The 26,403-nt window shown below is 47.0% G+C and carries 31 protein-coding genes; 25 read left to right on the top strand and 6 right to left on the bottom strand.

Features of this window, described 5'->3' with window-relative positions:
* The first annotated feature begins 8 nt into the window (after positions 1-8).
* The 3 genes from KGF70_RS09620 (at position 9) to KGF70_RS09610 (ending at position 1,511) form a co-directional block, all read left to right on the top strand.
* Entirely contained in the window at positions 9-425 is a 417-nt protein-coding gene (locus KGF70_RS09620; RefSeq protein WP_003639138.1) for a DUF948 domain-containing protein, read from the top strand.
* Positions 426-427: 2 nt separating this feature from the next.
* Positions 428-979, top strand: a complete 552-nt coding sequence (locus tag KGF70_RS09615) for a YtxH domain-containing protein (RefSeq protein WP_050339328.1) — start codon at positions 428-430, stop codon at positions 977-979.
* 70 nt (positions 980-1,049) lie between these two features.
* Complete coding sequence (locus tag KGF70_RS09610; RefSeq protein ID WP_216768560.1) at positions 1,050-1,511, top strand: MerR family transcriptional regulator; 462 nt, start codon at positions 1,050-1,052, stop codon at positions 1,509-1,511.
* A 241-nt stretch (positions 1,512-1,752) separates the two neighbouring features.
* On the opposite strand, the gene lrgB is transcribed toward KGF70_RS09610, so the two are convergent.
* The 5 genes from lrgB to KGF70_RS09585 all read right to left on the bottom strand — a co-directional run bounded on the left by lrgB (position 1,753) and on the right by KGF70_RS09585 (position 7,116).
* Complete coding sequence (lrgB, locus tag KGF70_RS09605) at positions 1,753-2,478, bottom strand: antiholin-like protein LrgB (protein WP_050339326.1); 726 nt, start codon at positions 2,476-2,478, stop codon at positions 1,753-1,755.
* Position 2,479: 1 nt separating this feature from the next.
* Positions 2,480-2,953, bottom strand: coding sequence for a CidA/LrgA family protein (locus tag KGF70_RS09600; RefSeq protein WP_216768561.1), 474 nt, complete (start codon positions 2,951-2,953; stop codon positions 2,480-2,482).
* Positions 2,954-3,083: 130 nt separating this feature from the next.
* A complete protein-coding gene (locus tag KGF70_RS09595) occupies positions 3,084-3,803 on the bottom strand; it encodes a LytTR family DNA-binding domain-containing protein (protein ID WP_216768562.1) in 720 nt (239 codons plus the stop codon).
* Positions 3,804-4,000: 197 nt separating this feature from the next.
* Complete coding sequence (locus tag KGF70_RS09590; RefSeq protein ID WP_216768563.1) at positions 4,001-5,737, bottom strand: sensor histidine kinase; 1,737 nt, start codon at positions 5,735-5,737, stop codon at positions 4,001-4,003.
* Positions 5,738-6,006: 269 nt separating this feature from the next.
* Entirely contained in the window at positions 6,007-7,116 is a 1,110-nt protein-coding gene (locus KGF70_RS09585) for a Xaa-Pro peptidase family protein (RefSeq protein WP_050339322.1), read from the bottom strand.
* 255 nt (positions 7,117-7,371) lie between these two features.
* On the opposite strand from KGF70_RS09585, the gene ccpA reads away from it, so the two are divergent.
* The 19 genes from ccpA to KGF70_RS09490 all read left to right on the top strand — a co-directional run bounded on the left by ccpA (position 7,372) and on the right by KGF70_RS09490 (position 23,557).
* Positions 7,372-8,382: a catabolite control protein A gene (gene ccpA / locus KGF70_RS09580; protein ID WP_216768564.1), complete on the top strand. Its 1,011-nt coding sequence runs from the start codon at positions 7,372-7,374 to the stop codon at positions 8,380-8,382.
* 123 nt (positions 8,383-8,505) lie between these two features.
* Positions 8,506-9,375: a sugar phosphate isomerase/epimerase gene (locus tag KGF70_RS09575; protein WP_105922519.1), complete on the top strand. Its 870-nt coding sequence runs from the start codon at positions 8,506-8,508 to the stop codon at positions 9,373-9,375.
* Positions 9,372-9,692: a DsrE family protein gene (locus KGF70_RS09570; RefSeq protein ID WP_216768565.1), complete on the top strand. Its 321-nt coding sequence runs from the start codon at positions 9,372-9,374 to the stop codon at positions 9,690-9,692. The genes KGF70_RS09575 and KGF70_RS09570 overlap by 4 nt, the downstream gene beginning before the upstream one ends.
* Before the next feature lie 443 nt (positions 9,693-10,135).
* Entirely contained in the window at positions 10,136-10,864 is a 729-nt protein-coding gene (locus tag KGF70_RS09565; protein WP_050339319.1) for a YebC/PmpR family DNA-binding transcriptional regulator, read from the top strand.
* A gap of 203 nt (positions 10,865-11,067) precedes the next feature.
* Complete coding sequence (rbsK, locus tag KGF70_RS09560) at positions 11,068-11,991, top strand: ribokinase (RefSeq protein WP_101873256.1); 924 nt, start codon at positions 11,068-11,070, stop codon at positions 11,989-11,991.
* 600 nt (positions 11,992-12,591) lie between these two features.
* Positions 12,592-13,566 carry a competence type IV pilus ATPase ComGA gene (comGA, locus tag KGF70_RS09555; protein WP_216768566.1) on the top strand — a complete coding sequence of 325 codons (975 nt, stop codon included), beginning with the start codon at positions 12,592-12,594 and terminating at the stop codon, positions 13,564-13,566.
* Positions 13,505-14,551 (top strand): type II secretion system F family protein, encoded by a 1,047-nt coding sequence (locus KGF70_RS09550; protein ID WP_253954817.1) that lies wholly within the window; start codon positions 13,505-13,507, stop codon positions 14,549-14,551. Before comGA ends, KGF70_RS09550 begins: the two co-directional genes overlap by 62 nt.
* Positions 14,548-14,880 (top strand): competence type IV pilus major pilin ComGC, encoded by a 333-nt coding sequence (comGC, locus tag KGF70_RS09545; RefSeq protein WP_050339315.1) that lies wholly within the window; start codon positions 14,548-14,550, stop codon positions 14,878-14,880. Before KGF70_RS09550 ends, comGC begins: the two co-directional genes overlap by 4 nt.
* Positions 14,881-15,351, top strand: coding sequence for a prepilin-type N-terminal cleavage/methylation domain-containing protein (locus tag KGF70_RS09540; protein ID WP_216768567.1), 471 nt, complete (start codon positions 14,881-14,883; stop codon positions 15,349-15,351).
* Positions 15,317-15,529 carry a histidine kinase gene (locus KGF70_RS09535; RefSeq protein WP_088771075.1) on the top strand — a complete coding sequence of 71 codons (213 nt, stop codon included), beginning with the start codon at positions 15,317-15,319 and terminating at the stop codon, positions 15,527-15,529. Before KGF70_RS09540 ends, KGF70_RS09535 begins: the two co-directional genes overlap by 35 nt.
* Positions 15,522-16,010 carry a prepilin-type N-terminal cleavage/methylation domain-containing protein gene (locus tag KGF70_RS09530; RefSeq protein ID WP_050339312.1) on the top strand — a complete coding sequence of 163 codons (489 nt, stop codon included), beginning with the start codon at positions 15,522-15,524 and terminating at the stop codon, positions 16,008-16,010. Before KGF70_RS09535 ends, KGF70_RS09530 begins: the two co-directional genes overlap by 8 nt.
* Positions 15,970-16,134 (top strand): hypothetical protein, encoded by a 165-nt coding sequence (locus KGF70_RS09525; RefSeq protein ID WP_162937027.1) that lies wholly within the window; start codon positions 15,970-15,972, stop codon positions 16,132-16,134. Before KGF70_RS09530 ends, KGF70_RS09525 begins: the two co-directional genes overlap by 41 nt.
* Before the next feature lie 48 nt (positions 16,135-16,182).
* On the top strand, positions 16,183-17,232 hold the full coding sequence (locus tag KGF70_RS09520) for a class I SAM-dependent methyltransferase (protein ID WP_216768568.1): 1,050 nt from the start codon (positions 16,183-16,185) through the stop codon (positions 17,230-17,232).
* 397 nt (positions 17,233-17,629) lie between these two features.
* Entirely contained in the window at positions 17,630-19,018 is a 1,389-nt protein-coding gene (locus KGF70_RS09515) for an amino acid permease (RefSeq protein WP_105919764.1), read from the top strand.
* A 389-nt stretch (positions 19,019-19,407) separates the two neighbouring features.
* Positions 19,408-20,016 carry a metallophosphoesterase family protein gene (locus KGF70_RS09510; protein ID WP_050339310.1) on the top strand — a complete coding sequence of 203 codons (609 nt, stop codon included), beginning with the start codon at positions 19,408-19,410 and terminating at the stop codon, positions 20,014-20,016.
* 68 nt (positions 20,017-20,084) lie between these two features.
* Entirely contained in the window at positions 20,085-21,470 is a 1,386-nt protein-coding gene (locus KGF70_RS09505) for a bifunctional metallophosphatase/5'-nucleotidase (RefSeq protein WP_216768569.1), read from the top strand.
* A gap of 18 nt (positions 21,471-21,488) precedes the next feature.
* A complete protein-coding gene (locus KGF70_RS09500) occupies positions 21,489-22,118 on the top strand; it encodes a YutD family protein (RefSeq protein WP_003639115.1) in 630 nt (209 codons plus the stop codon).
* A 22-nt stretch (positions 22,119-22,140) separates the two neighbouring features.
* Complete coding sequence (locus KGF70_RS09495; protein ID WP_216768570.1) at positions 22,141-22,932, top strand: TIGR01457 family HAD-type hydrolase; 792 nt, start codon at positions 22,141-22,143, stop codon at positions 22,930-22,932.
* Positions 22,916-23,557 carry a TIGR01906 family membrane protein gene (locus tag KGF70_RS09490; protein WP_050339307.1) on the top strand — a complete coding sequence of 214 codons (642 nt, stop codon included), beginning with the start codon at positions 22,916-22,918 and terminating at the stop codon, positions 23,555-23,557. The genes KGF70_RS09495 and KGF70_RS09490 overlap by 17 nt, the downstream gene beginning before the upstream one ends.
* Before the next feature lie 60 nt (positions 23,558-23,617).
* Here KGF70_RS09490 and KGF70_RS09485 read toward each other — a convergent pair whose 3' ends face one another.
* Positions 23,618-24,274: a VTT domain-containing protein gene (locus tag KGF70_RS09485; protein ID WP_050339306.1), complete on the bottom strand. Its 657-nt coding sequence runs from the start codon at positions 24,272-24,274 to the stop codon at positions 23,618-23,620.
* Positions 24,275-24,438: 164 nt separating this feature from the next.
* Here KGF70_RS09485 and KGF70_RS09480 point away from each other — a divergent pair, with 164 nt between their 5' ends.
* The 3 genes from KGF70_RS09480 (at position 24,439) to KGF70_RS09470 (ending at position 25,939) form a co-directional block, all read left to right on the top strand.
* The gene (locus KGF70_RS09480; protein ID WP_216768571.1) at positions 24,439-25,023 is read left to right on the top strand and encodes a peptidylprolyl isomerase; all 585 of its coding nucleotides are present in this window, start codon (positions 24,439-24,441) and stop codon (positions 25,021-25,023) included.
* 134 nt (positions 25,024-25,157) lie between these two features.
* The gene (locus tag KGF70_RS09475; protein ID WP_216768572.1) at positions 25,158-25,559 is read left to right on the top strand and encodes a CvfD/Ygs/GSP13 family RNA-binding post-transcriptional regulator; all 402 of its coding nucleotides are present in this window, start codon (positions 25,158-25,160) and stop codon (positions 25,557-25,559) included.
* Complete coding sequence (locus KGF70_RS09470) at positions 25,559-25,939, top strand: hypothetical protein (protein ID WP_050339302.1); 381 nt, start codon at positions 25,559-25,561, stop codon at positions 25,937-25,939. The genes KGF70_RS09475 and KGF70_RS09470 overlap by 1 nt, the downstream gene beginning before the upstream one ends.
* Positions 25,940-26,403: the final 464 nt, after the last annotated feature.

Here is a 26,403-nt window from a genome sequence, read left to right as displayed (position 1 = left end):
ATTTTAGGATGATTACACACATTGCGGGCATCATTGCCGCCATTGCATTCTTATTACTAGTTTGCTTTATCGGGATTTTCTTAATGCGGATTACCAAAACGATGGGGGAAGTTAATCGCAGTTTGAGCAACATTACTGATGATGTTGACGCCTTGTCGCATGAAACTGAAAAAATCATGGCAAATGCCAATGAATTATTGAAGGATGTCAATGGTAAGGTTGCAACGATCGACCCCGCGTTCCAAGCAATGGGTGACTTGGGACAAAGTGTTTCAGATTTAAATGCAGCAACGCGTGAATTAACGGCTAAAGTCGGCAAATCCAACGAAAAACGCAGCAAGTTTTCAAGTGCTAGCAAGGTTGGTAAGGCCGCATTTGATGTTTATCGTAACCGGCGTTCAAAAAATAATAGTGAGGAGTCTTAATTATGTCGAAAAAAGGATTCTTATTAGGTCTTATCGTAGGTGGCGCGGCCTTGGCCACTGCTGTTAAACGTTTAGATGACGACAAAAAGGCTGAATTAAAAGCCAAAGCGCAACAAGGGATTGCAGATTTTAAAGATCGTGCCATTGACTATGCGTTCTATGCCAATGATGCGGCCGAAGATTTCAAAGCCGAAGCCGGTCAACAGTTTGAAGATGCTAAGCAAAAGGTCGCTGATTTTGCGGACCAATACCAAGCCGCTAAGCAAGAAACTGGTGCGACTTACGGCTCAAGCCTCGACCAAGCGACAGATAGTTTGCGTTCCGAACTAGCCAAGGTCGAAGATGACGACCCCGACGAACAGGACATCGTTATTGATGGTGGGGCAGCTTATCAAGATGCCAGTCAATCATCGTCAGCTTCTGATGAAACGTCGGAAGCAACAAGTGAAGCGGATTCGGCTGCGACCGATGCGTCAACTGACGAACAATCAGCAGCGCCAACTTCAGCTGAAGAAGCACAGCCAACTGATGAGAAGCCATCATCAGAAAAATAAAGCGTTAGGTCATTAATTGGGACACGGAGCGGTTGCTCGGTGTCCCATCTGTTTTGAGGAGGGAATCAAGTTGTATTCAATAGGCGCAGTTGCAAAAAAGACTGGAATTTCAAGTTATACCCTACGCTATTATGACAAGGCAGGGTTAACGCCGTTTGTTAAACGTGATAAGCAGGGACGGCGGGTTTTTAACGACGCCGACTTAGATTCATTAGCCCTCATTCGCTGCTTAAAACAAACTGGGATGCCGTTGGAAGATATTCGGCAATTTATCAGCTGGTGTGCGGCCGGCGACGAAACCATCGACCAACGACTGGCCATGTTTGAGGAACAGCGTGAAGCCGTTGAGGCCCAGATTCACCAATCTTTATTGAATCTCCAAAAGGTCAACCATAAGATCGATATTTATCGGCGCGCGAGTCAAGCCGGCAGTGAAGCAGCCGTGGACTGCGATGTCCTACCACTTAAGCAGACCGATGAATTACTGCACGAGGTTGCAGATTATGAAGCATCGCATCCACTGCCAGAATAACGTCAGGTGGGCGTGGTTTAAAAGATGGGACTGATAAGTTCGTACGCACTGTGATCATGCTTAGGTTGGACCGAGGCTGATTCACGCGCCAGTTCTTAAGCGCTAAAGTAGCCAGCTTGGGCCACTGAAAAAAGCAAGTTAACGTGCACAATCTGTGATTTTAGGACATATCAAAGGCGCCACTAAGCAATGTTCGCTTAGTGGCGCCTTTTCAGTTTGATAAGGTGATATGAGGGAAACATTAGAACAGGATTCGACTGAAGATTGGGACGATCAGGTCAATGACGATACCGATAATCACAACGGCAATCGCGGCCATTGAGCCTTGAACCGAACCTAGTTTCAGCGCGTAAGCCGAACCAATCGTGTGGCCTGAAGTACCCAATCCAAGCCCGACACCGATTGGATTACGATTGAGCCGGAACGTTTTGACCAACCAGTCACCAAGTGCATAGATGATAACGGCGTTTAGAATACAAGCCATGGCGGTCACAGCGCTGTTGCCACCAATTGAGGTTGCAATCGGTAAGGCAATCGCGGTCGTTGCGGCTTGCGGTAACATTGATTTAGTCGCCACTTCGCTGAGGCCCATTAATTTTGAGATGCCAACGATGGCGACTAGTGAAATACTAGCACCGATAACTAGCGAGGCCAGAATGTCTAACCAATATTTTTTGATAATATCATTACGCTTATAGAGTGGGATTGCGAATGCGATCGTCGCCGGACTTAAGAACCAGAAGATCAGGTCGCCGCCTGGCTTATAGGCGGTTGTGTAAAGTTTAGCGGTGCTGGTGCCTAAGACTGTTGCGAGTAGTACTAAGATGGCGATTCCCAGAACCATCGCGACAAATAGCGGTTGAAAAATGAACAGACCGTGACTTTTCTTGAATAACCATTGCCCAATCAGGTAAACCCCAATGGACAAGACGATGCCGAAAAAGGGGGTCGTAATGAGTGTCGACATATTAATCACGCTCCTTATCTTCTGGGGACACGGCCCGGGTCAGATTGGTTGCTGAGCTGGTCGGCCGACTGAAGCCTGTTTTGAGTAATTGGTGCACCCAAATCAATCCCTTGGCAGTATAGGTCGTCACAACCAGCAAAATAATCGTGGCACAAATGATGACAATTGCCAGTTGAAGGCCTTGTTGCTGCATGATTTTCAAGTTAGCAGCTAGTGAAATGCCGGAAGGGACAAACAGAAAGCCGATAATGCTAATCAGGAAGCTGCCAACCGAGTCGACCCATTCGAGTTTAACGATGTGTAATGTTAGCGCTAAATATAATAAGATGAGGCCAATCACTGGTGCGGGAACCGGAAAATTAGCTGGGAAGAGTCCCGAGAGGCCATTCGCAATAAATAGGACTGCCGTATAGATTCCGATTTGAACGAGAAATGGTGCTGAGGTTGTTTTGGCTGTTGGATTGGGTTTCGACATGACAATCATCCTTCTTTCCTTGTTTTTCGAGATTATCATAACGAAAAAAAGCGCGTTTAAGCGCTTTTTTAGCCGAATAACAAAATATTGGCCGTAAACTGCCCTAATTGACTGCCGAATGGATTACCAACTACATACGAAGCCTTTCTCGGAGTGGTTTGATGAATGAACGGCCGACCGGGAGTTTTTGTCCATCACTCATGGTCAATTGATAAGTATGGTTAAACCAAGGCTGAATTTCGTGTATATCAGCAACGTTGACTAAAACACTGCGATGGACCTGAATAAACTGGTCAGAATCCAAACGCGCTTTTAGCCAGTTGAGCGTTTCACGGGTCATGAGCTGGTCGTTGTGGGTCGTAATCGTGAGTTCGCCATTATTAATTACCGCATAACGGATATCAGTCATTTGAATGACCCGAGTCTTTTCATCCTGCGTAATCGTAATCACCGTTGCGGTCGGCGTGGTGGTTGACGGTTCAACCGGCGTCTTCAGGAGTGAGTTGGCTTTCTCGACTGCTTGATCGACGCGTGCCTGTTCGAATGGCTTCAAAACGTAGTCGATGGCGTCAATATTAAACGCATCGACGGCATAACTGTCATAAGCTGTGGCAAAAATGACTAGGGGTGGGTTCGCCAGTTGATCGAGATCTTTGGCCAACGTGAAGCCATTCTCATCGTTGAGGTCGATATCTAAGAAGAGTAGGTCGATTTTTTTACTAATAAGTAGCTGGAGACCTTCAGCGATGCTGGCTGCTTGAAATACAGCCTCAACTTGTGGATTTTGTTTGAGTAAGTACTCGAGTTCTTGCCGTGCGAGTGGCTCGTCATCCAGAACTAAAATATTCATTGAAATTCACCTCGTGTGAGCGTTACTTGGTTGTGATTGAGCAACCGATTTGCAAGGAACAGGCCAAAAACGAGTGGTCAGCGTTCCAATTTCGCGTTTAGATTAACCGAAAATAGTTCTGTTTCCAATCAACTGTTGGCGTGGGCGATACGAGAACTATTTTGGACTATCGTAGATTGATGGGCAGCCATCGCCAGCTATTTCGTGTGATTGGCTGAGCGCCTTGGAATCGCCATTTTAATCGTGGTTCCGGCTGTCGTACTCTGAATCTGTAGTTGACTTGCCGGACCGTATAAGCCAATTAGCCGTTGATTGAGATTAAAGAGTGCGGTCCCAGTTCCTGATTTAGAATCGATTGCGACCTCACCCAACTGGGGAAGTAGTGCTGGTGCGATTCCGTTGCCATTATCGCTGACCTCCAGCAGGACGGTGTCGGCCGATTGTTGAACGCTAATATTAATCTGATTATTTGACGAACGACCAGTAAAGGCGTGTTTGACCGCGTTTTCTACTAAGACTTGCAGGCAAAAGGGTGGAACCTTGATCTGAGCATCTGGCGCAATATCGTAAGTGACGCGATACTTATCGGGAAAGCGGGTCTGCTCAAGGGCAATGTACGAGTTGACATGCTCACACTCTTGCTGCAGTGGGATTTCAGTCTCACGAACACCTTGTAATGTCGACCGGAAAAGCGTGCTTAGTTGCAGTAATGCGGTGCGGGCCTGTTCCACATTTGTTCGCATCAGCGCACTGATGGTATTAATGGCATTGAAGAAGAAGTGTGGGTTGATCTGTGCTTGTAAGGCTTTGATCTTGGCATCACTCGCTAGTTTGGATTGTTCTTCAGCAATTCCCAAGGCCAATTGACTTGAAAAAATCGAGGCCAGTCCCAGTGCTAAGTTTTCTTCGACTGGCGTGAGCCGTTCAGCTTCAACGAAATACATCTTGAGTGCACCAATCGTGCGGTCATTAACCTTGAGTGGTAGCACGATTGCTGACTCGAGTGGACAGTTGGCGTTGGGACAACCAATTTCGGCTTTATGATAAGCAAAACGGGCGGTACCGCTGGTGATAACGTGCTTGGAGAGGTCAGTCATCACCGTTTGGTTGGGAAGATGGTGGTCCTGACCAGCGCCAACGTGTGCGAGTACATTGACCCGGTCGGTAATTCCGACTGCATCAAAATTCGTATACTGCTTAATGATCTGGCAGACCTTAGCAGCGGACTGAACGTTGAGTCCTTGGCGAAAGTAGGGCAGGGTCTTGTCCGTCAGATTGAGGACATCATGCGTCTGCACGGCTTTCAGTTGTTGTTCATTGGTAATATAGGCGTTAATGATCGAGACGAACACGAAGGCGCCGATACTATTGAGCCCCATCATTGGAATGAAAATGAGCTTTAATAACGCCAAACCGCTGAAAATGCCAATAAAAATCATTTGAATCCCTTCGGAGCAGATGCCAAGCAGTGCGGTAATCCAAGGACCGGCATAGGTGTCGTTGCGCTTGAAGTATCGTCCCGCAACACCTGAAAAGAGGCCAACCAGCATTGAACTGGGAATGTAGAAGAAGTCAGAGAGACTGCCTTGAATGACCCGGTGCAGGCCGCCTAAAAAACCGACCGCGGTTCCAACAATGGGTCCGCCGATAATTCCGGCAACCGTAATCGTCAGGGTGCGCGTATTCGCGATGGAATCAGACTGGGGCAACGTGGTCAAAAAAGTGCTTTGAATCAGCGCGCTGTCATGCGTGATTTCAACACCGGTCAAGTTGGAGATGACCGTGAAAATGGCGAAAATGATGATTAGTGCGAATTTGGCCTGCCACGTATTTTGGTTAATCAGGCGACGGAAGAAACGCACGTTCACGAGAATAAAAGCTAGGGCAAGAATAATCCCGAGTCGCTGTAAAAGTAAGATGAATAGGGTAAACAAGCGGGCAAACCTCCTTGAAGATGGTCTTAGCGCTGCTAATCAGGTGAGCGCGCTAGTAGACTTATTCTATGACAAGCAACCACGATTAGTAAAGCGGTTACTTGCGTTAATCGAATGATTTTAAGTTGGCGAGGAAGATTGGGGAAAACCGTCAAGTCCTGTTTTTTAGATTGCTGGCGGTTCCTTGCACTAGGACGAAAAATCCGCCCCATCCTGATAAGCACGATGGGGCGGATTATTCATTTTATCGAGAATACGAGCCGTTTAGACTAGAGGTCCAAAATTTTCATTTCCTTTGGTGTGTGCGTGAATGGCTTGAAGCCTTCCTTCGTCACCACACCACAGTCTTCGATCCGGACACCAGCTACGCCTGGAATGTAAATCCCAGGTTCAACGGAGAAGCACATTCCTTCAACTAATGGCATGTGGTTCCCAGCCATGATGGACGGAAATTCGTGGTCGGTTTGACCGATTCCGTGGCCGAGGCGGTGAATGAAGTATTCGCCATAGCCAGCTTTAGTGATGATGTCGCGGGCGATCTTATCGACGTCTTCAGCGGCCATGCCTGGTTTGATGGCTGCTTGGGCGGTCAAGTTAGCTTCCAGACAAACATCGAAGATTTCTTTTTGCTTGTCGGTTGGCTGACCATAGGCGATCGTCCGTGAGGCGTCGGATGCGTAGCCTTCATACATCACACCGAGGTCGAACAAGACCAGTTCGTTAGGTTTAACCTGAGTTTCGTTGGTTGCACCATGTGGATTAGCAGCGTGTTCACCAGCTTGGACCAAAGTATCAAAACTCATTTCCATGATGCCTTTTTTCATCAAGGCGTATTGGAGTTCAGCGGCAATTTGTTGCTCAGTGCGACCGGCTTTGACAGCGGCAAACCCTTGTTCGAAGGCAAAATCGGCCCATTTACCGGCAATGTTCAACTTTTCGAGTTCATCCGCCGTTTTGACGAGCCGCAGTTGCTGGATATATGGTGATAAATCCTTGTCGAAGTGGGCAGCTGGGAATTGCGCCTTGAGGGCATTGAACCGGTCAAGCGTCAAGTTGCCCGCTTCAAGTGCCCACGACTTAGGATCAGTGAGCTGTTCTTGGATATGCGTTGCAATCAAAGCATAGGGATCTTCGTGATCCAAGTAACCGAAGACCTTGTATGGCCAGCCCATTTCCTTGATGGCTTCAACTTCCAGCGCAGGGGCGAAGAGGAACGGTTCAGCATCTGCGAACACGAACAATCCCAGTGTCCGTTCGTAGGGATTGCTTTCAAACCCAGTCAAATATGAAATGGTGTGGAAATTACTAATGTAGGTCACGTCAACGTGGTTATCTTGCGTCCACTGACGGACTTGTTGCAGTTTCGTATAATCTGCCAATTCAAAACACTCCTTTAGATATGATAATACTAGTATAGCGCTCTTGATGATAAAAAGCTGAGAATCGTTAGTGAAAAATAACAATCTCCGTGTGGTAAATCTTGCATTTTGAAAACAGATAGGGTATTATTTTCATGAAAGCGATTTCAATAGCATTCTTAAGTTGCATTGAGACCGTAATTTTGCTATATTGGTTGATGTTGCATGAAAACGGATGAAAACATATGATACCAAGCAAGAAAGGGCTATTTTTATATGGAAAAGCAAACAGTAACAATTTATGATGTGGCGCGTGAAGCGGCGGTTTCAATGGCCACGGTTTCACGGGTGGTTAATGGGAATCCTAACGTTAAACCAGCAACGCGGAAGAAAGTTTTAGCCGTCATTGAACGGTTGGACTATCGGCCAAATGCCGTTGCACGTGGACTAGCAAGTAAGCGCTCAACGACGGTCGGCGTCATTATCCCAGATGTCACGAACATTTACTTCGCCTCACTGGCACGTGGGATCGATGACATTGCGATGATGTACAAGTATAACATCATTTTGACCAACTCAGACGATGCTGGGGAACAAGAAGTTAACGTGTTAAATACGTTGATGGCTAAGCAAGTTGACGGGGTTATTTTCATGGGGAACCATATTGATGATAAACTCCGTGCTGAATTCAAACGGGCCAAGGCCCCCGTTGTGTTAGCCGGGACAGTTGATCCTAACAACGAAACGCCTAGCGTTAACATTGACTATGCAGCTGCCGTTGAAGAAGCGGTCACGAACTTAATTGGCCGTGGTCACAAGAAGATTGCTTTGGCACTCGGTTCACTCTCACAATCAATCAACGCTGAATACCGGCTGACCGGTTACAAGCGGGCGTTGACGAAGGCCAAGATTCCATTTGACGATGCGTTGGTTTATGAAGCGGGCTACTCATACGATGCCGGCCGTAAGTTACAACCGGTCATTGCTGATAGCGGTGCGACTGCCGTCTTTGTTGGTAACGATGAAATGGCTGCCGGCATTATCAATGCAAGCATGGAAACTGGCATCAATGTGCCTGATGATTTGGAAGTCGTTACGAGTAACGATACGATCATCACGCAGATTACGCGTCCAGCCATCACCTCAATCACGCAACCACTTTATGATATCGGTGCCGTTGCGATGCGGATGCTCACTAAGCTGATGAACGATAAGGAACTTGACGAAAAGACGGTCACATTACCATACGGGATCGTTCGCCGTGGTTCAACTAAGTCGGCTGACTAATGAGACGCCGGTGTCGGGAAGTCTGGTTGACAATCAACGGAACGATAGCGGTATACTAGGTTTGGAATCTGATTCCAAACCTTTTTATTTGGCTGGAATTTATTGGAAGGATGAGTGGTGCAGATGACCCAATTAGCGTTACGGCGGCGTCCTGGGAAGGTTCAGTTAGGTCTGAAAGCTTCCCAAACACCGGCACAATTAATGAACCGATTACAATACCGACCGCAAGTATTTGAATTTTTTACCAGTGAAGCAGATTTTGACTCGGCGGCGTTTGCTGCATTGAAGGCGGCAGTGTTATTTGTGAAAGAAAATGTCACCGAGCAGATCGTGATTCACCACCCGATGAGTTATCATGGCGTTCACTTGGACCAATTGTTGGACCCCAAGCGCGAAGCTGAGGCCTATCAATTTTTGCATGACAGTACGGCAGCCTTACTCGGTTTAGCGACGGAACTGGACGTCAAGGTGCTGGTTCATGGCGGCTACGGCAGCGACAGTGTTCCGTTGATCAATGAATATGAGTCGTTAAGTGTCGCCCGGGATGTCGTGTTTGAACGCCTAGACGAGCTGGTACGTCAGGGGAGTGGGCACGTGATGATTGAAAATGGGGTCACGGCCAGCTTCATGTACGGCGATCCACAGCTCGATGAGCGCATCATTCAGCATCACTATCCGTTAGTCTGTGATTTGAGCCACGTTTTCATTGCTTTACATGGCGATATGGACCTGACGATGCTGGCCTTAAAACGCTTGGCACCGCTGATTCAGCACTATCATCTCGTTGATTCGATGGGGCAGCGTCACGATAGCTTGCCACTCGGGCAGGGGTTGATCGATTGGCAGCGTGTACTGCCGGTGTTGAACCCCCGCGCAACGATGATTTATGAAGTGCCGGATGAAACGGATGCCACTTGCGGCAATATGTTGAGTAGTTATCATTATTTACGGGCGTTAGAAGTGCGTTCACTTGAAGGGAGTCCAATCAAATGACCAATTTAGTCGTCCATGTCGATGAACCAGAAAAAGTGTCGATGGCGATTAGTAACGTTCACAATTTCTTAGACCTACGTCCAACCAGTACGGTCGTGATCGTGGTCAACGGGCCCGCCATCACCACGTTGACGACCCCGGCCTGGAATGACATGTTACAGGACCTGCCACAAGTTGAGGTGGATGCCTGCCATAACGCGATGGCGAGCCATCATATTCAAGCCGACCAGCTTCCGGACGGGGTCACCGTGGTTCCAGCGGGCGTTGTGCGCCTGGTGGATTTACAGGATGCGGGCTATGCTTATTTGCGGCCATAGGTGAATGTGATTTTGGAGTGATAAGAATCTATCGTGAGATGGGTGTTGTTACTGCTGGGAGTTAGACAAGCTGATTGGTTTAAGAGATTGGAGTGTGCAAAATCACTGACTCAGAGAAGAAACTGATCAAAAGTATAGAGAAATCAATAGACCCTGCCAACTGGGGTGGCATGCATCATTTAACAATTGATGAACTAAATCAACTTTTGAAAAAGCAACCAAAGGTCAATGGGCGCAAATATATGTTACTGACAAAATCGAAACAGCGCCCTTGATCGATTATTAAACTTTTGGCGCCTTGATTTAAGCCTCAGCAACATACAGGTTCAATTAAAGTGAGTACAGGCGGGTCTAGCGCTTGAAATCGCTCGCTTTTTTTGCTATCATACTTTACGTATGTTTATCTACTAAACTGAAAATAAATATGAAAGAAGGAGTCACACATGTCAGGACATTCAAAATGGCATAACATTCAAGGACGTAAGAACGCCCAAGATGCTAAACGTGGGAAAGTTTTCCAAAAGATTTCCCGTGAACTATATATGGCTGTTAAAGCCGGGGGTCCTGATCCAGATTCTAACGCGCAATTGCGGTTAGTTATGGATAAGGCCAAAGCTGCCAACATGCCTAAAGATAATATTAAACGGGCGGTTGATAAAGGTAGTGGCTCCGGTGCGGAGAACTACGAAGAAGTTACTTACGAAGGCTACGGCCCTGGTGGTATCGCCGTTCTGGTTCACGCATTAACTGACAACAAAAACCGGACTGCTGCGGCCGTTCGTTCAGCATTTACGCATCATGGTGGTGCTTTGGCTGCCACGGGTGCCGTTAGCTACATGTTCGATCGTAAGGGTTACATCGTTATCAGTCGTGAAGATTTAGACACGGATGAAGATACGATGCTGATGGATGTTTTGGATGCTGGTGGTGATGATTTACAATCAAGCGACGAAGCATTCGAAATCTACACGGATCCTAAGCAATTAGCTGCCGTACGGGATGCGCTTGAAGCCAGTGGTTACAAGCTGGAAACGGCCGAATTGACCATGATTCCAGAAAACTTGACTGACGTTCCAGCTGATAAAGTTGAAAAGTTACAACACATGATTGATGAATTAGAAGATAACGACGACGTATCAGAAGTATACGAAGCTGCTAACTTCCCAGACTAATCAGTCTTAGCGCGGTTCTTTGATGAAAGTCAGAGGACCGCGCTTTTTTGATGGGCAATTTTTGGCGGTGATCCGCAACTTGACTGAGGCGCTTTGGTTGCATCCAAATCTTGTTTTTAGCTGATAACTGACGCAAAACGGATGCATCACCCGGTGCAGTTTGCTAAAATTAGGACAGTTGAACATTGAAGGGACGAATAATCATGAATAAAGTAACCGTGTTAGGCAGTTTAAATGTCGATTCGATTTTACGCTTCAAACGTTTTCCAAAACCTGGGGAGACTTTACCACTGACAGGAAAGAGTGTTGCAGGTGGTGGCAAGGGCGCAAACCAAGCGATCGCAGCTGCCCGGGCCGGTGCCCAAACGACCTTTATTGGTAAGGTTGGACAAGATCAGGAAGGTACTTTTATGGTCCAACAACTGACAGAGAGCGGGGTCGACGATCGCTTTGTTCAGCATAGTGATGCGGCTGCGACCGGCTCCGCATTTATCCTGTTGGATGCAAGTAGCGAAAACCGAATTCTAATTGACGGTGGGACCAACCAGCTCGTCACGGCGGAAGATGTTGAGCAAGCCCAATCAGTGATTGCGGACAGCACGTTTTTAATTGCGCAGTTTGAAACACCGATTGCTGCGACCCAACGCGGATTTGAGCTCGCACGAGCCGCTAAGCAGAAGACGATTCTTAATCCAGCACCGGCAACGGACGCGGTGCCAGCTGAATTATTAGCGGTCACGGATTTGATCGTCCCAAATGAGACTGAGACGGAAACGCTGACTGGCGTTCATATCACGGATGAAGCTTCGATGGTTGCTGGCGCGCAAAAATTACAAGCACTAGGTGTAGCCAACGTCATTATCACGGTCGGTAGCAAGGGTGCCTTTTGGATGCGCGGTGGTGAACACGGATTTGTCCCGGCCTTTAAAGTTGACGCAGTGGATACAACGGCAGCTGGTGATACGTTCATTGGCGCGTTAAGCTCTGTATTGCAACCAGATTTCAGCAACTTAGCTGAGGCCGTGCGTTTTGCCAATCGCGCTTCGTCATTGGCAGTTCAAAAATTAGGCGCGCAGCCTTCCATTCCAACTCAGGCGGAAATTGTGGCTGCGGATCAAACTAAGTAACAAAAGCAACGACTTTATTATCGGCATCGAAATTTCAAAGCTATTCTGGAGCGCAATCGCTTCGGAATAGCTTTTTTGGCGTTCAATCAAAATGTGTTCTGAAAAAGTTTAATTTTTTTCGTGGAAATGAGCCTTATTTTACGAAACTACTTGTATGAAAGGAGCAAGCCATCGTGTCGTGACAATTTGATACTGAAATAATCTCAAACGAACAATACAGTGGGACAAAACAGTGACTGCACCCTTATCAGCCGTATTTTGCACCCGAGGCGAGCTGTTTTCAGATTAATTGGCGTCACGATTGGCCAGAAACCCGCCGACAAATTGCCGGCAAACCTATTCAGGAACTGATTTTAATGACGCGGAAATCTCAGAGAGGGTGAATGGATTGATTGTTCGTGATCGTTGGGGATAACCGCAACAAACTGATGCTTCACTGTAGCGAATACAGCCGGTTTTGCGAACCCTGATACTTCGAAACTAGCCAGCGTGACGCAGCATGATGCTGTGAAATCAAGAAAGGAAGTATGCCAGTCATACCGTCTGTGTGTCCAACTGGGCCACAGACAATCTGCCTGGTATCACCGTGTGAAATGCTTCATGTCAATTGAAACTGAGTTGAATCAAATGATCCAAGCCGCTGTTGAACAACGGGCTAGTGATATTTATTGGATGCCAGCAACAGAAGGTTACCAGGTGCTGATTCAAGCCGCCGGAAAATTGCGCGCACTTGCCCAAATCAGTACCACACTCGCGCAACAGCTCATTAATCACATCAAATATCGAAGTGATATGGCCATTAGTGACCATCGGCGGCCGCAACTTGGCGCTATGATGCTAACGCTGGATGAGCAGACCTTAAACCTGCGAATCTCAGTCGTTGGTGATTTTTTAGACCGCGAATCGCTGGTCATTCGGATATTGTACGAGGGTGAATCCCAGAACCTCCAATATTTGATTCCCAGTCAGCGTGAACAGTTGAGTCAGCTCATGCACCATACTGGGTTGATCGTCTTTTCTGGACCGATGGGCGCTGGAAAAACGTCGACCATGTATGACCTAGTGCGTCAACTGCGGGGACAACGATTGGTGATGACCATTGAAGATCCAGTTGAGATCTACGAACCAGATTTTTTGCAGTTACAAGTTAATCCACCCGCTCAGATGGCCTATGCGGATTTATTAAAGGTCGGTCTTAGGCATCACCCGGATGTGTTTATCATTGGGGAGATTCGGGATGCGGAAATCGCCAGAATCGCGATTCAAGCTGCCTTGAGTGGCCATCTGGTGTTGAGTACGTTGCATGCACGGGGTGTTTATGGGATTATTCCGCGATTAGCACAATTAGGCGTAGAACCAGCCGTTCTCGAACAAGCCGTAACGGCCATGTCGTATCAGCGATTAGTCCCGGTGACGGATGGCAGTATGGCGACCTTATTTGATACGGTGGTTATGCCACATGAGCGCCCGAAGACGACACAAATGATGACGGAGAGGTGGGGACAATTAATTGATGAACAACTGGCAGCGGGTCGCCTTGATCATGCGACGGCCCATCAACTTAAGAAAGCGTAAGCGACTTCCAATTGCGATGCAAGCGACGCTATTTGAAACTGTGGCGGACCTATTGGGCAACGGCTTTTCATTCCAACAGGCCTTTCAATTTGCTGTGGATGTACAGGGACCAGCGTTTCAAGTCCTGCAGCCCGTTCTCGTGCGCCTAGCAGCGGGTGATGACTTGTCCACGGCGTTACGTCCATATATTGCGGTCGATCTATATTATCAATTTTTAATTGCGGAGACGCATGGGGAGCTTCGACACACGTTGACGCAGGCTGGCCAGTTGATGCGTGCCCGTGCGGAACAGGGCCGACAGATTCGACGGTTATTGCAGTATCCGTGTTTATTATTGGTCCTGCTATTGGGGACGCTCGGGTTAGTGAAGGCTGCAATTCTACCGAGCTTAGGTGCCCAGGCCAGTGTCGGTCACCAGGCGACATTACCTTGGCAACTAATCTCGATTGGAATACTGGTCGTTGTTGCTGCACTCGGTTGGTGTGGCTGGCGCTTTCAGCAGCTACCAATCAGGCAGCGGTATCATTGGTTGGTCAAAATGCCCTTGATTGGCAAGGTGATCAAGAGTTATTGCGGCTACTATTTGAGTTTAAATGCTGGCATGCTACTCGCGGGTGGATTAGGGATTCGGGGTATTTGTGAGGTCAGCCAGCAGTTTCAGGCCAAAGCTTTTATTCACCAACAGGGGAAAGTGGTGGAGCGGGCTTTGCTGCAGGGAACGTCACTAATGGCAATTATTCAGGCCGACCGCTTATTGCCGGATGAACTAGCTTTATTAGTCGGCAAAGAGAGCCCAGCTGAACAGTTGAGTCAGGAGTTACTGTATTTTGCGACCATGCAGTATGAGCGGCTGATTCGCCAACTTAATCGGATGATTGGTTGGATTCAACCCATCATGTTTGGGGTCATTGCGCTCGTGGTCGTGGGCACGTATTTGAGTTTGTTGCTACCGATGTACCAATCAATGGGGGAGATTTTAAAATGACATTATTAATGAAACGCTTGATGAAGAAAACGACTGCGCCGCAACGCGGGTTTACGTTGATTGAAATGGTGATCGTGTTGGCCATTATTAGTTTGCTAATGTTGATCGTGGTGCCAAACTTGAATGATCAACGTAAGAATGCGTCCGTACGTCAACAGGAAGCGTTGACGGAAGTGGTTCAAAATCAGGCTGAAATGTACACCAGCGATACTGGCGAGGAAGCAACGATTGACAAGATGAAGGAGGCTGGTTACCTGAATGACAAACAAGCCAAGCAAGCGACGGACCAGGCTATTAATCCAATTCGGCCCACCAAGCCCAAAGCATAAATGGCTAGCCGCCGTGGTTTCACGTTAATTGAAACGGTCACCGTACTTGCAATCGTGACCAGCATGGCCGTGATCACCGTCCATCGGTTTCCGACGCGGCAGCGACAAGTGGCCGATGAACAAGCGTTTTGGCGTGATTTACAGACGATGTGGCAACAGCGGACTTTTGAAGCGAGTGTGACTGGTCATCCGCAAGTCGTCAGTTTTCGGGGGACGGAGGTCGTCAGTTGGACCGGCAAACGGGGATATCCAGTGCCAAAACAACAGTGGCACCTAGCATTACCGGCGACGTTGAAGACGGAACGTGGGCGCGATATTCAGATCTGGAAGAATGGTCATCCGCAATTAGCGGTCGTCATTTTTAAGCCCGCGCTGCGACCAAAGCAGAAAATCAAATTAAACGCACTAATGGGGTGGGGGGCTTATCGAGTTACCAATGTTAAAGACGCACAGTGGTTTTATGATGATTGAGACGATTACCGCATTGGGCCTGTTGATGGGCGGTCTAATTGGGTTTGAGAGCCTCGAGATAATGATGCAGCATCGTGAGGCTCAGACGTTACAAGCGATTCAAACTGCTCGCAGCACGTATGAGACTTATGCCATTGAATTATTGAACGCGCCACAGCTGGCCGTGCCCAATGATTAAGCGTGCGGGTTTTACCCTCATTGAAGTGGTATTTTCATTAGGAATCGTGGCGGTCGTCATGGCGACTTTGTTTCAAGGCCAACGTAATCTTGCCCGCCGTACTCAGGTCGATTTACCGACCGTCGACTGGTACTTGATGCTCCATGAACTTGAAAATCCGGATCATCATTTTGTATTCACAGCGATTTCCAATGCAGCTGGCTTCGACGAGGGCCACAGTGCTGTCATTGTGAATGAGGCCAAGGACAAAGAATATCGTTTGACCTATTTTCATGTGCTTCATCAGATTGTGTTAATGCACAAAGGTGGCGGCCGAATAATCATGATGAGAGGCGTCAGTCAGTTTCACATCGAGCCGGACATGACGTTAACCATGACGACTGATCATGGTATTCATTTTAAAGCCCGACTACTTTTACCCGATAGGAGGCACGCACCAGATGAAGAAACACCGCGGGACGATTCTGCTGTCAGTGATTAGTTTATTGATGATTGGTGGGGCATTCGAGACGCAACGTTACATGAATTTTCGGGCTAGACAGCACTTGCATTATCTGATACTGGAATCTTATGACCATCCTTATCAGGCTAAACCGCATCGATAAGTGGTGGTCGAACCCCGTGACTTGAACTTGGGTCATAAAATCAGTAATATGGTTAAGGATTACAGATTTTGTGAAGGGGTGAGTATTCTGGCACAAGCAGAAACTGAGACGCTATTTCAGGTCTTAGATCAATCAGTGCAGGTCTTGATGCAGCAACTATCCGTCTCATACGTAGATGCACTCATCGAGACTGGTGACAACTTATTAAGTGGGACGGTTCACGTTGAGGATGGCAAGCCGAGTCAACAACAAGTCGAAGCTTTAGAGAAGTTGTATCAAAGTTTCGATTTAAAGCAGTTCGATGCAGAAACGATTCGGCGTGCAATTCAGCTAGCCTTGTTGAAGGCGATTCATAATGACCGTGTCGATCCTAATCATCAGATGACGCCCGATTCAATCGGTCTATTGACGGCATATTTGATTGCCAAACTGGTGGGACCAACAACGGACCTGTCGATTTTAGATATTGCGGTTGGAACTGGGAACTTATTAACGACGGTTATTAATCAACTGCAAACTGATCGGCCTCAGCCAATTCAAGGCTATGGGGTTGATAACGATGACAATCAGTTAGCCATCGCCGCGATGAGTATGGATCTACAAGGCTCTGCCGTGGAACTGTTCCACCAAGATGCCATTGATCCACTAGTCATGCCTAAAACGAGTATTGCCATTGGCGATTTGCCAGTCGGCTATTATCCACTTGACGAGCGAGTTCAGAACTTTGAGACCAAGGCGACCAATGGCCATTCCTACACCCATCATCTGATGATGGAACAAGCCATGTCACACCTGTTACCCGGTGGTTGGGGTGTCTTCCTCGTGCCAACAACGATTTTTCAATCGCAAGAAGCACAAGGCCTGTTGAAATGGATGAGTACGGCGGCTTATTTGCAAGGCTTACTCAACTTGCCAACTAATTTGTTCTTGGATGAAAAGTCACGCAAATCGATCGTTGTGTTACAAAAGCATGGGCCACAAGCACAGCAGGCTGGTAAAGTCTTGCTGGGTGACTTCCCATCGTTTGAAGATCAACGGGCATTTCAGGCATTCACGGCTCAAATTGATGCCTGGGTCAGCCAAAACATTAAACGTTAGTTGTTAGTCAAGATGCAACCAAGTCACGCTTTTGGTGAGAGCGATTGAAGCCAACCAAGAAATTGAGGCTAAAATGCAATTGCTACTGATGAAGTTGCCGAAAATCACCTGGGTAGGGTCCACGACTACCTGGGTGATTTTTGGTTATTTAAGTGAAATTTATTCATGTTGCTATGCGTTACGTTCACTTTATTCACGTTGGCGTGCTGAATCGCTAGATTGGTCAGTTAACAAAGCAAAAGGGCGGAGTGAGTGCATACGCAAACGCTTACTGTCGCAACCAATTACTCGTGCAATTTAAAAACGGTATAGACCTATTTTACAATTTTAACAAGCGCCCCCTTTTGAATGGGACGAAATTGCCCGCTATAATAACGGCAAGGGGAGTGCAAAAATAATGACGAAAGACAATTCACAGCCCGAGACGGAACAACTTTCGCGCGGGTTAAAGAGCCGCCACGTACAATTGATTGCGATTGGTGGCACCATCGGGACCGGCCTCTTCTTGGGGGCTGGTCAATCCATCCACTTAGCGGGACCATCGATTCTGATTGCCTATTTGGTGACTGGACTCGTTTGTTTCTTGTTGATGCGAGCGTTAGGCGAGTTACTGCTGTCTGACCTTCATACGCATTCATATATTGATTTCATTAAACAATACTTAGGCGATCGCACCGGTTTCGTGGCCGGCTGGACTTACTGGGTCTGCTGGATCACGATTGCGATGGCCGAAATCACAGCTGCAGGCGAATATATGCAGTTCTGGTGGCCGAAGTTACCACAGTGGCTGCCAGGATTGGTCATCTTAATTCTGCTATTAGCCTTAAATTCAATCAACGTTTCAGCTTTTGGGGAAACTGAATTTTGGTTTGCGATTATTAAGATTGCGGCAATTATTGCTTTGATTGCTGTCGGTATCGGGATGGTACTATTTAGCGTCAAGACGCCGGTCGGGCATGCCAGTCTGACCAACTTGGTCAATTATGGTGGCTTCATGCCGAATGGCTTTAAGGGATTAGTGCTCTCATTTCAAATGGTCCTGTTTAGTTTTATTGGGATTGAAATGGTGGGGATGACCGCGTCCGAAACGGCCGACCCGAAGACGGTGATTCCAAAGGCGATCAATGATATCCCAGTCCGGATCATTTTATTCTACGTTGGTTCATTATTCTTCTTAATGTGCATGTATCCATGGCAATACTTTTCAGCTGCCCACAGTCCCTTCGTCCAAGTCTTTACTAATTTAGGGATTCGTTCGGCCGCCGCCATCATCAACTTTGTGGTGCTGACTGCTGCGGCTTCGAGCTGTAATAGTGCGCTGTTCAGTACCGGGCGGATGCTGTTCTCATTGACGTATGATGGGCAGAGTAAATTTTCTAAGCGGATGGGCAAACTATCCACGCGTCAAGTGCCACGCAACGCCTTGTGGTTTTCAACCCTGGTGATTGGCTTGTCAGTTATCCTGAACTTATTAATGCCTGGTAAGGTCTTCTCACTAATTGCCAGTGTATCGACGACCTGCTTTATTTTTATCTGGGGTGCGATCGTGGTTGCGCACATCAAGTATCGCCGTCAAGCTGGCTCGCGAGCTAAAGTGAAGTTCAAGATGCCACTATTTCCATTGTCGGACTACTTTATTCTGGTGTTCCTAGCCTTCATCGCAGTTGTCCTGTGCTTGAAGTTTGAGACGTTAATTGCGTTGATTGTTTCCGCAATCTGGGTGTTTGGCCTCTATGCCGTTAAGATTTTTAGCGACCGTGTTCGCCAACGACACACGAATTCATAATGACCGTCTAAGCTGCCTCGCGAATGGTCAGTGAGTGTTCGCGAGCAGTGAGGTTTTAATTGCACCGTTAAAAATGGCTTTCAAGCAAACCTTGAGAGCCATTTTTGTATCTTATCAGCAAAAAATGAATCTTCGCCGCCTCAGGTCTTGTATCGTCTGTCAATGCGAGAATCGCCGCCCATGAGTGACTGTCTTGCATCGTAATTGCGACTAGTCACTGTGCATCAAACGTAAACTGAGGTGGGTGCTACGATCAGATCCGCGCAAGGCAATAAATTCACTCGTAGACAAAACTGTTCTAGTGTCTTTTAGGGCGGTGCGCGGTACAATATTAATTGACTAGTTTCAAAACTATGATTTAAGAGAACTTAATAATCGAGGTTGAACTGATGCAATACTTTACATCTGATACACATTTTTACCACGCGGATCTGTTGGGCGATAATGATTTTGCGCCGCGGCCCTTTCCGGATGTTGAAACGATGAACCAAACCATCGTTGACCATTGGAATGCCCGCGTGACTGATTCTGACACGGTCTATCATCTTGGTGACGTGGCGTTGTACTTCACACGCCCGGCTAAGGTCTCATACGAACGGGTCTGTGCATTACTGACACAACTACATGGTAAAATCATTTTTATTAAGGGTAACCATGATTCACGGGCCTTTTTCAAATACTTAGCGGCCCATGATCCGCAGTTGAACGGGCAACCTAAGTTTGAATTTCATGATGTCGGTGTGTTGATCAAGTACGACCATCGTCAGTATTATATGACCCACTATCCGATGATGATGGGCATCGTGAAGCAAATCATCAATTTACATGGGCACATTCATCACTATGCCGTCAATGTTAAGGAAAATATTAATGTCGGTGTGGATACGCCGGAAGTGGACTATTTGGACCATCCAGTGCCGTTTGGAACCCCATTCTCATTAGCGGAAATTGAGCAAATGGTGACGGGGAAGGCCATTGATTTTGCCAAACGGCAGTAATTGGGTGCTTGACCGGGTTTCGGGAATGCTTTAGGATTAACAAAGATAACGATTAAGGAGCGAGGACCGTGCAAGAGCAAGTTACCATTTTGCATACTAATGATTTACATTCGCATTTTGAAAACTGGCCGCGGGTTCAGCGCTATTTGTTGTCGGAACGGACACAGCGCCAGCAAGCCGGTAGTACGGTGCTCACGGTCGGTTTAGGAGACGCGGTCGACCGCGCACACCCGTTGTCTGAAGCCACTGAGGGACAGGCCAATGTAGACCTATTAAATGCGATTGGCTACGATGCCGTTACGATTGGCAATAATGAGGGCCTTGGATTGACGCATGCGGCGCTTGATAAGCTTTATCTGCATGCGAATTTTGATGTGATTCTTGATAATTTAACCAATACGGCGGATGGCCAACCACCAAAATGGGCACGGCCAGCGAAAATTATCACGACCGCACGCGGCACCCGCATCTTGTTACTCGCTTTCACGGCCCCATTCACGTTGACCTATCCGTTAAATGGTTGGACGCCAGCCAGTGTCAAGACCCGTTTGCCGGAATTACTGGCGCAGTATGCCGGTCAGTACGACGTGCTCGTCATCTTATCGCACCTCGGCATCAACGTTGATCGCTGTCTAGCAAAACATTTTCCACAAATCGACGTGATCATCGGTAGTCATACCCACCATCTATTAGTGAATGGTGAGCTCAAAAATGGCGTCTTGATTGCTGCAGCCGGCAAATATGGCGAGTATGTGGGGCGCATCGAACTCCAGCTTGATGCGCAACACCACGTTACGACCGCTGATGCCCACACAGTTCAAACGGCAAGTTTACCCGTTGCTGCGGGTGATGAGGCGTTGATTGCTGGTTGGCAAGCGCGTGGTGAAATGCTGCTAAAACAGCAAGTCATCGCCAACGTACCAGAGCAGTTGCGGCCGCATTGGCACCATGCCAGTGAGCTAACGGCGCTCGGTTTAGCGGCAATCACGGATTATGCGGGCACGGGCCTTGGCATGCTCAATGGTGGTCTCTTTATGCGAGATCTACCGGCGGGGCGAGTCAATCGCAACGATTTACACACGATGTTGCCGCATGCGATGCACGTTATTCGGGTCACGTTGACTGGTGAAGCCTTATGGCGACTCGTTTACGAGATGGAACTCGTTCGTCCTTTTTTAAACAAGTTTCCAATTAAGGGCATGGGTTTTCGGGGGCAAGTCTTTGGCTATATCCAGTATCAAGGATTGGCCTGGCAAGCCGCTGACCATCAGTTATTAGTCGATGGTCAGCCCGTTGACCGGCAAGCAACTTATCAGATTGCCTTGTTGGACCACGACCTGTTTATTCCGTTTTTCCCGACCCTGAATATTAGTGGTCAAACTGAAATATTATTTGAAGCAATGTTAAGAACGGTCGTTGGCGACTATCTAGCGCGCCAGTGGCCAATCCATTAAGAGAAAGGTGGTGTCAATGTGAACCGCGAACATATTGATGAACTAGCTGAACAACAAGCGGAACGCCGCCGTAACTTATATCACGGCTTGCGGACGGACAAGACCCACTTTGAGGTTAGCAAACACCCATTTGAAATCGTTTATGATTATCGCCAGGGCTTTGACCTTGATAAATTCGTTGAGCGCTACAGCTCGATTTTGAATAAGTATGATTATATCGTCGGAGATTGGGGCTTTGAGCAATTGCGGTTGAAGGGATTCTTCCGTGATGATGCGAAGGATGTCCAGCGCGCCCAAACGATCGGGGCGGTCCAAGATTATTTATATGAGTATTGTAATTTTGGCTGCGCCTATTTTATCGTGAAAAACGAACGGGTCATCAAGCCTAAGCGGACCAGCCGGCCACGTAAGGATGATCATCGTGGTGGCAAGAAGACCAATAACCGGCAATCACGTGGGCGCAGTAACCGCAGTAGTAGTCGCAGTAAGCAACGGCGGAAGTCGCATAACTTTACGACCAAGCAGAAGGCCGCGCCATTTACTGAAAAACGGCAGCGACCAGCTAAAGTGACTGCTGGAACGGGTAATCAAGCACGAACCACCAAACAAGCGAGTGGCAAACGTCACTTTACAATTCGACAAAAGTAGTGAGTAGAAAGAGGTATTTGGATTGGGCAAGTACAAGGGTTATTTAATTGATTTAGACGGCACTGTTTATCGTGGTCGCGAGCGGATTCCGGCTGCAAAACGCTTCATTGAACGATTACAAGCTAGTCAGACAGACTTTTTATTAGTAACGAATAATACCACCAAGTCGCCCGAGGATGTGGCGGCTAATTTGGCAGACAACCATGATATTCATGTTAGTCCTGCAAACGTCTATACGGCGGCATTGGCGACGGCTGATTATGTGGACGACTTGGCTGCGAATGGTGACAAGACGATGTACGTCATCGGTGAATTAGGGTTGAAGGGTGCGATGCTCGAGAAGGGCTTCAAGTTTGAAGAACAGACGCCCCGGTTCGTCATCGTGGGCTTGGACTACGATGTCACCTATCACAAGTTTGAATTAGCGACACTGGCAATCAAACGGGGCGCTAAGTTTATCGGCACGAATGCTGATACCAACCTACCAAATGAACGCGGACTTGTCCCGGGTGCCGGTTCGGTGATTGCGATGGTCGAGCGGGCGACTCAGCAACGGGCAACATATGTGGGCAAGCCAGAAACCATTATTATGCAAAAAGCCATCGATCGTATCGGGTTGGATAAAGTGGATTGCGTGATGGTCGGCGATAACTATATGACGGATATCTCAGCGGCCATCAATTTTGAGATGGACTCACTACTTGTGTATACCGGTGTTTCAACTCCTGAGCTGGTTGCTAAGCAGGCTGTTAAGCCAACCAATGAGATCAATTCCTTAGATGAATGGGATTTAGACGATGGTGTGGCTAAATAAGCTTAAAAACGCCCTTCAGTGGATCAGTCTCTATTTGTGGCTAGTGAGTGCCACGATTATTGTGACGATCAATGCCAGCTGGCTGTACTTTGCGAATGCAGTCGGTCAAAAATTGGGGCCAACGGTCAATTTGACACTGGGACAGTTGATGACCAATTATTATCAGTTGCTGGCTTACTTGAATTTTCCGTGGGTGCCAAAATTAGTGATGAATGACTTTACCGACTCGGCCAGTGCGTTAGTTCACTTTGCGGATGTTAAAAACTTGTTCATGTTAGACTATGCGGTCTTTATCGTGACTAGTGTCGTCGTGTACTTCTTTTGGCGACGATTACGCCGAGATCAGCAATTGTGGCGGCTGGTCCTACCGATGCAGACGGCGTTATGGATTCCACCGGTAATTGCGGTCGTGATGGCGATCAATTTTGACCAGTTTTTCGTAATTTTCCACGAAATCTTGTTCCGCAACTCGGACTGGTTGTTTGATCCACTATTGGATCGAATTATTTTGGTGCTACCGGACACATTTTTCGGCCAGTGCTTCGTCATGGCGTTTGTTTTAATCGAATGGGCATTTGCGTATGGCTTAAGTATTGGCAAGCAGGCGTTACGCGAAATAGATTAGTTGTGCCACTAAAAAAGACCCCTGATCACAAAATCAGAGGTCTTTTTGATTCGTTTCAAGTTAATCTTCGCTTTCGACAGGATGACTGAAGCGTGCGCGTAAGGCGGAAAAGACGGCTGGAATCAGTGAGACTAAGATGATGCCGATAACGACCATCGAGAAATGTTCTTTGACGAAGGGAATGTTACCGAAGTAGTAGCCACCACCGCAGCAGAGCATGACCCACAAGACACAGCCAATCACGTTATAGCGAATGAATTGCTGGTAGTGCATGCGAGAGCTCGCAGCGACGAAGGGCACAAAGGTCCGGATGATTGGCATGAAGCGCGCGATCGTGACTGTGATGCCACCGTGTTTCTCGAAAAAGCGTTCAGACTTAGCAAGTTGTTTTTGATTGATCAATTTGCCGAACCACGACGTTTCAGTCAACCGCTCCCCCAAGGAGTGACCAATGTAGAAGTTTAATGAATCACCGGCAAGGGCAGCAATCAGGAATAGGATGACGAATGTCCAAATATGTAGGCCATAGGTCGGGTTGGCTGCTAACGCACAGGCAGCGAATAGTAATGAGTCACCAGGCAGAAAAGGTAGGATAACGGCACCTGTCTCGATAAAGATGATGGCAAAGAGAATCAGGTAGGTCCAAATACCAAAGCTGTTGACGATGGTGACTAAGTGTTGGTCAATGTGCAACACGAAATCAATTAGAAAGCTCATGATTACCTCCAAGTAATGTGAAAATTAATCTTATCTAGGTTAGCAGAAAACCGTTCGAATTACTATGGTTAGTCGCTAATTGCAAGAAATCCTTACAAATCACTGGTATTTATATCACTTCTCTTGTATTATCAAGATAATTCTAATAGAAAACGGGTGATTTTGTGGCATATCCACAATTAGATTTAAGTCAAGTAGACGGACCAAAAGCAACCATCAAAACGAACTTTGGTGACATCAAGGTTCAGTTGTTTCCTAAGCAAGCCCCAAAGAGTGTCGAAAACTTTGTTGGCTTAGCCAAAAAGGGCTACTATGATGGGATTATTTTCCATCGCGTGATTCCTGAATTTATGATTCAGGGTGGCGATCCAACTGGTACTGGTATGGGTGGCGAAAGCTTATGGGGCAAACCATTCGAAGATGAATTTTCACCAGAAGTCTTCAATCTTCGTGGGGCACTCTCAATGGCCAATGCTGGTCCTAATACCAATGGCAGTCAGTTCTTTATTGTTCAAAAGCCACAATTAGATGCTGGCATGGATGAACAAATGAAACAGGCTGGTTATCCGGAAGAAATCGTCACGGCTTATGGCAACGGTGGGACACCATGGTTGGATTTCCGGCACACAGTTTTTGGTGCTGTCAGTGATGGCATGGATATCGTTGATAAAATCGCAGCTATTAAGACTGGGATGCAAGACAAGCCAGTTAAGGACGTTGTGATCGAAACAATTGCAATTGAAGATTAAGTGACACGAGTAGGAGCTGCGAATGCGGCTCTTTTTTTGTTTGTCTCGGGATTTTGCAATCTATCGGATTCAGGTTATAATATTAAAGATTGAAATGATTGTCAGTATAAAATGCTTAAGAAAGGATGGATCGTATGAGTGAGTATCGAATTGGCATGCGTGTGCATGGCCGGGTGACCGGCATTCAACCTTATGGTGCGTTTGTCACGTTGGATGGTGAGCATCAAGGGTTAATTCATATTTCAGAATGCCATGAAGGGTATGTCAAGAGTATTAGTGAGTACCTAAAGGTCGGTCAGGCAGTGGACGTCGTTATTTTAGATATTGATGAATATACCAGGAAGATTAGTTTGTCATTACGGTGTATCGAGCGTGCCCCCCGCCCAACTGTGAGTGATTTGGAAATTTACAAGACGTTCCGGCACAAACACTTTTGGACGAATCGGCATGTCCATGCAGGGTTTGATCCAATTGCCAATCATTTAGATGGCTGGATTTCAGATTCGTTGAATCGGTTGAAAGTGGGTGAACATTAGTGCAGAAACAAGTTGCAGGGACGATTCTATACAATGATGAACGGGGCACCCATTTCTTGGTCGGTAAGTCAGGTAACGGCTATCACTTTTACCAATTACCAGTTCAAGCCGGACGCTCACCGTTAGCTTCTGTGTTGTGGACGTTTCGACACACCATTGGCATCGATGTTGAGCAATTACGATTGTATGATTCGATTGTCGCTAAAATCGAGGGTGAAAAGGTAGCCGTGTTTGTTTTTGATCATCTAACCGTTGATGAATTGATTCAAACTAAATTTGCAGAACAGGGATTAATGTTTGTGCTGGCAAGTGAGTTGCATGAACTCTTTGCTAGCGTCAGTGTGGGGGAAACAACGCCGTTTAATCAATTATCGAAATAATTTTAAATAAAGGGTTGACCTGCATACTAGTTCTTGATAAGATATATCTTGTCGCTGCGAGAGATAGCGCGAAACAGCTAGGTGATGGGGCTTGTGTCACTTCACCGTGAAAAATGTTTATGAATAAAAATTCAAAAAACATTAAATTGTTGTTGACAGTGATTATTGTGAGTGATAAGATATTTCTTGTCGCGTTGACCGATACATCAGTTTCGAACGTGCGGCATTTCAACTTAGTAATCACTCGATGGTGATTGCATAGTTATTCAACTTAATAAATAAAGTTGTTGACAAGCTTAAATCGAGATGATATTATGTAATAGTTGTGTTGAGGTAATCAACGCACGGAATTAGATCTTTGAAAACTGAACAAAGTTTCGACGAATCAAATGTGTAGGGTCTCTTGATTTTGAATCAAGAGCAAAACATTTGCGAAGTCAATTCGCTAGCAAATAAATTTTAGC

Origin of the sequence: Lactiplantibacillus sp. 7.2.4 (genome assembly GCF_018991185.1) — a bacterium.
GTDB classification, from domain to species: domain Bacteria; phylum Bacillota; class Bacilli; order Lactobacillales; family Lactobacillaceae; genus Lactiplantibacillus; species Lactiplantibacillus pentosus.
The sequence above is the reverse complement of the archived record's forward strand: the minus strand, read 5'-3'. Positions and strand labels throughout refer to the sequence as shown.

Excerpts from the sequence above, each read along its gene's own strand:
- KGF70_RS09620 (WP_003639138.1), top strand. The coding sequence starts at position 9 with ATGATTACACACATTGCGGGCATCATTGCCGCCATTGCATTCTTATTA.
- KGF70_RS09615 (WP_050339328.1), top strand. The coding sequence starts at position 428 with ATGTCGAAAAAAGGATTCTTATTAGGTCTTATCGTAGGTGGCGCGGCC.
- lrgB (WP_050339326.1), bottom strand. The coding sequence starts at position 2,478 with ATGTCGACACTCATTACGACCCCCTTTTTCGGCATCGTCTTGTCCATT.
- KGF70_RS09600 (WP_216768561.1), bottom strand. The coding sequence starts at position 2,953 with ATGTCGAAACCCAATCCAACAGCCAAAACAACCTCAGCACCATTTCTC.
- KGF70_RS09595 (WP_216768562.1), bottom strand. The coding sequence starts at position 3,803 with ATGAATATTTTAGTTCTGGATGACGAGCCACTCGCACGGCAAGAACTC.
- ccpA (WP_216768564.1), top strand. The coding sequence starts at position 7,372 with ATGGAAAAGCAAACAGTAACAATTTATGATGTGGCGCGTGAAGCGGCG.
- KGF70_RS09575 (WP_105922519.1), top strand. The coding sequence starts at position 8,506 with ATGACCCAATTAGCGTTACGGCGGCGTCCTGGGAAGGTTCAGTTAGGT.
- KGF70_RS09570 (WP_216768565.1), top strand. The coding sequence starts at position 9,372 with ATGACCAATTTAGTCGTCCATGTCGATGAACCAGAAAAAGTGTCGATG.
- KGF70_RS09565 (WP_050339319.1), top strand. The coding sequence starts at position 10,136 with ATGTCAGGACATTCAAAATGGCATAACATTCAAGGACGTAAGAACGCC.
- rbsK (WP_101873256.1), top strand. The coding sequence starts at position 11,068 with ATGAATAAAGTAACCGTGTTAGGCAGTTTAAATGTCGATTCGATTTTA.
- comGA (WP_216768566.1), top strand. The coding sequence starts at position 12,592 with ATGTCAATTGAAACTGAGTTGAATCAAATGATCCAAGCCGCTGTTGAA.
- KGF70_RS09550 (WP_253954817.1), top strand. The coding sequence starts at position 13,505 with ATGAACAACTGGCAGCGGGTCGCCTTGATCATGCGACGGCCCATCAAC.
- comGC (WP_050339315.1), top strand. The coding sequence starts at position 14,548 with ATGACATTATTAATGAAACGCTTGATGAAGAAAACGACTGCGCCGCAA.
- KGF70_RS09540 (WP_216768567.1), top strand. The coding sequence starts at position 14,881 with ATGGCTAGCCGCCGTGGTTTCACGTTAATTGAAACGGTCACCGTACTT.
- KGF70_RS09535 (WP_088771075.1), top strand. The coding sequence starts at position 15,317 with ATGTTAAAGACGCACAGTGGTTTTATGATGATTGAGACGATTACCGCA.
- KGF70_RS09530 (WP_050339312.1), top strand. The coding sequence starts at position 15,522 with ATGATTAAGCGTGCGGGTTTTACCCTCATTGAAGTGGTATTTTCATTA.
- KGF70_RS09525 (WP_162937027.1), top strand. The coding sequence starts at position 15,970 with ATGAAGAAACACCGCGGGACGATTCTGCTGTCAGTGATTAGTTTATTG.
- KGF70_RS09520 (WP_216768568.1), top strand. The coding sequence starts at position 16,183 with ATGGTTAAGGATTACAGATTTTGTGAAGGGGTGAGTATTCTGGCACAA.
- KGF70_RS09515 (WP_105919764.1), top strand. The coding sequence starts at position 17,630 with ATGACGAAAGACAATTCACAGCCCGAGACGGAACAACTTTCGCGCGGG.
- KGF70_RS09510 (WP_050339310.1), top strand. The coding sequence starts at position 19,408 with ATGCAATACTTTACATCTGATACACATTTTTACCACGCGGATCTGTTG.
- KGF70_RS09490 (WP_050339307.1), top strand. The coding sequence starts at position 22,916 with ATGGTGTGGCTAAATAAGCTTAAAAACGCCCTTCAGTGGATCAGTCTC.
- KGF70_RS09485 (WP_050339306.1), bottom strand. The coding sequence starts at position 24,274 with ATGAGCTTTCTAATTGATTTCGTGTTGCACATTGACCAACACTTAGTC.
- KGF70_RS09475 (WP_216768572.1), top strand. The coding sequence starts at position 25,158 with ATGAGTGAGTATCGAATTGGCATGCGTGTGCATGGCCGGGTGACCGGC.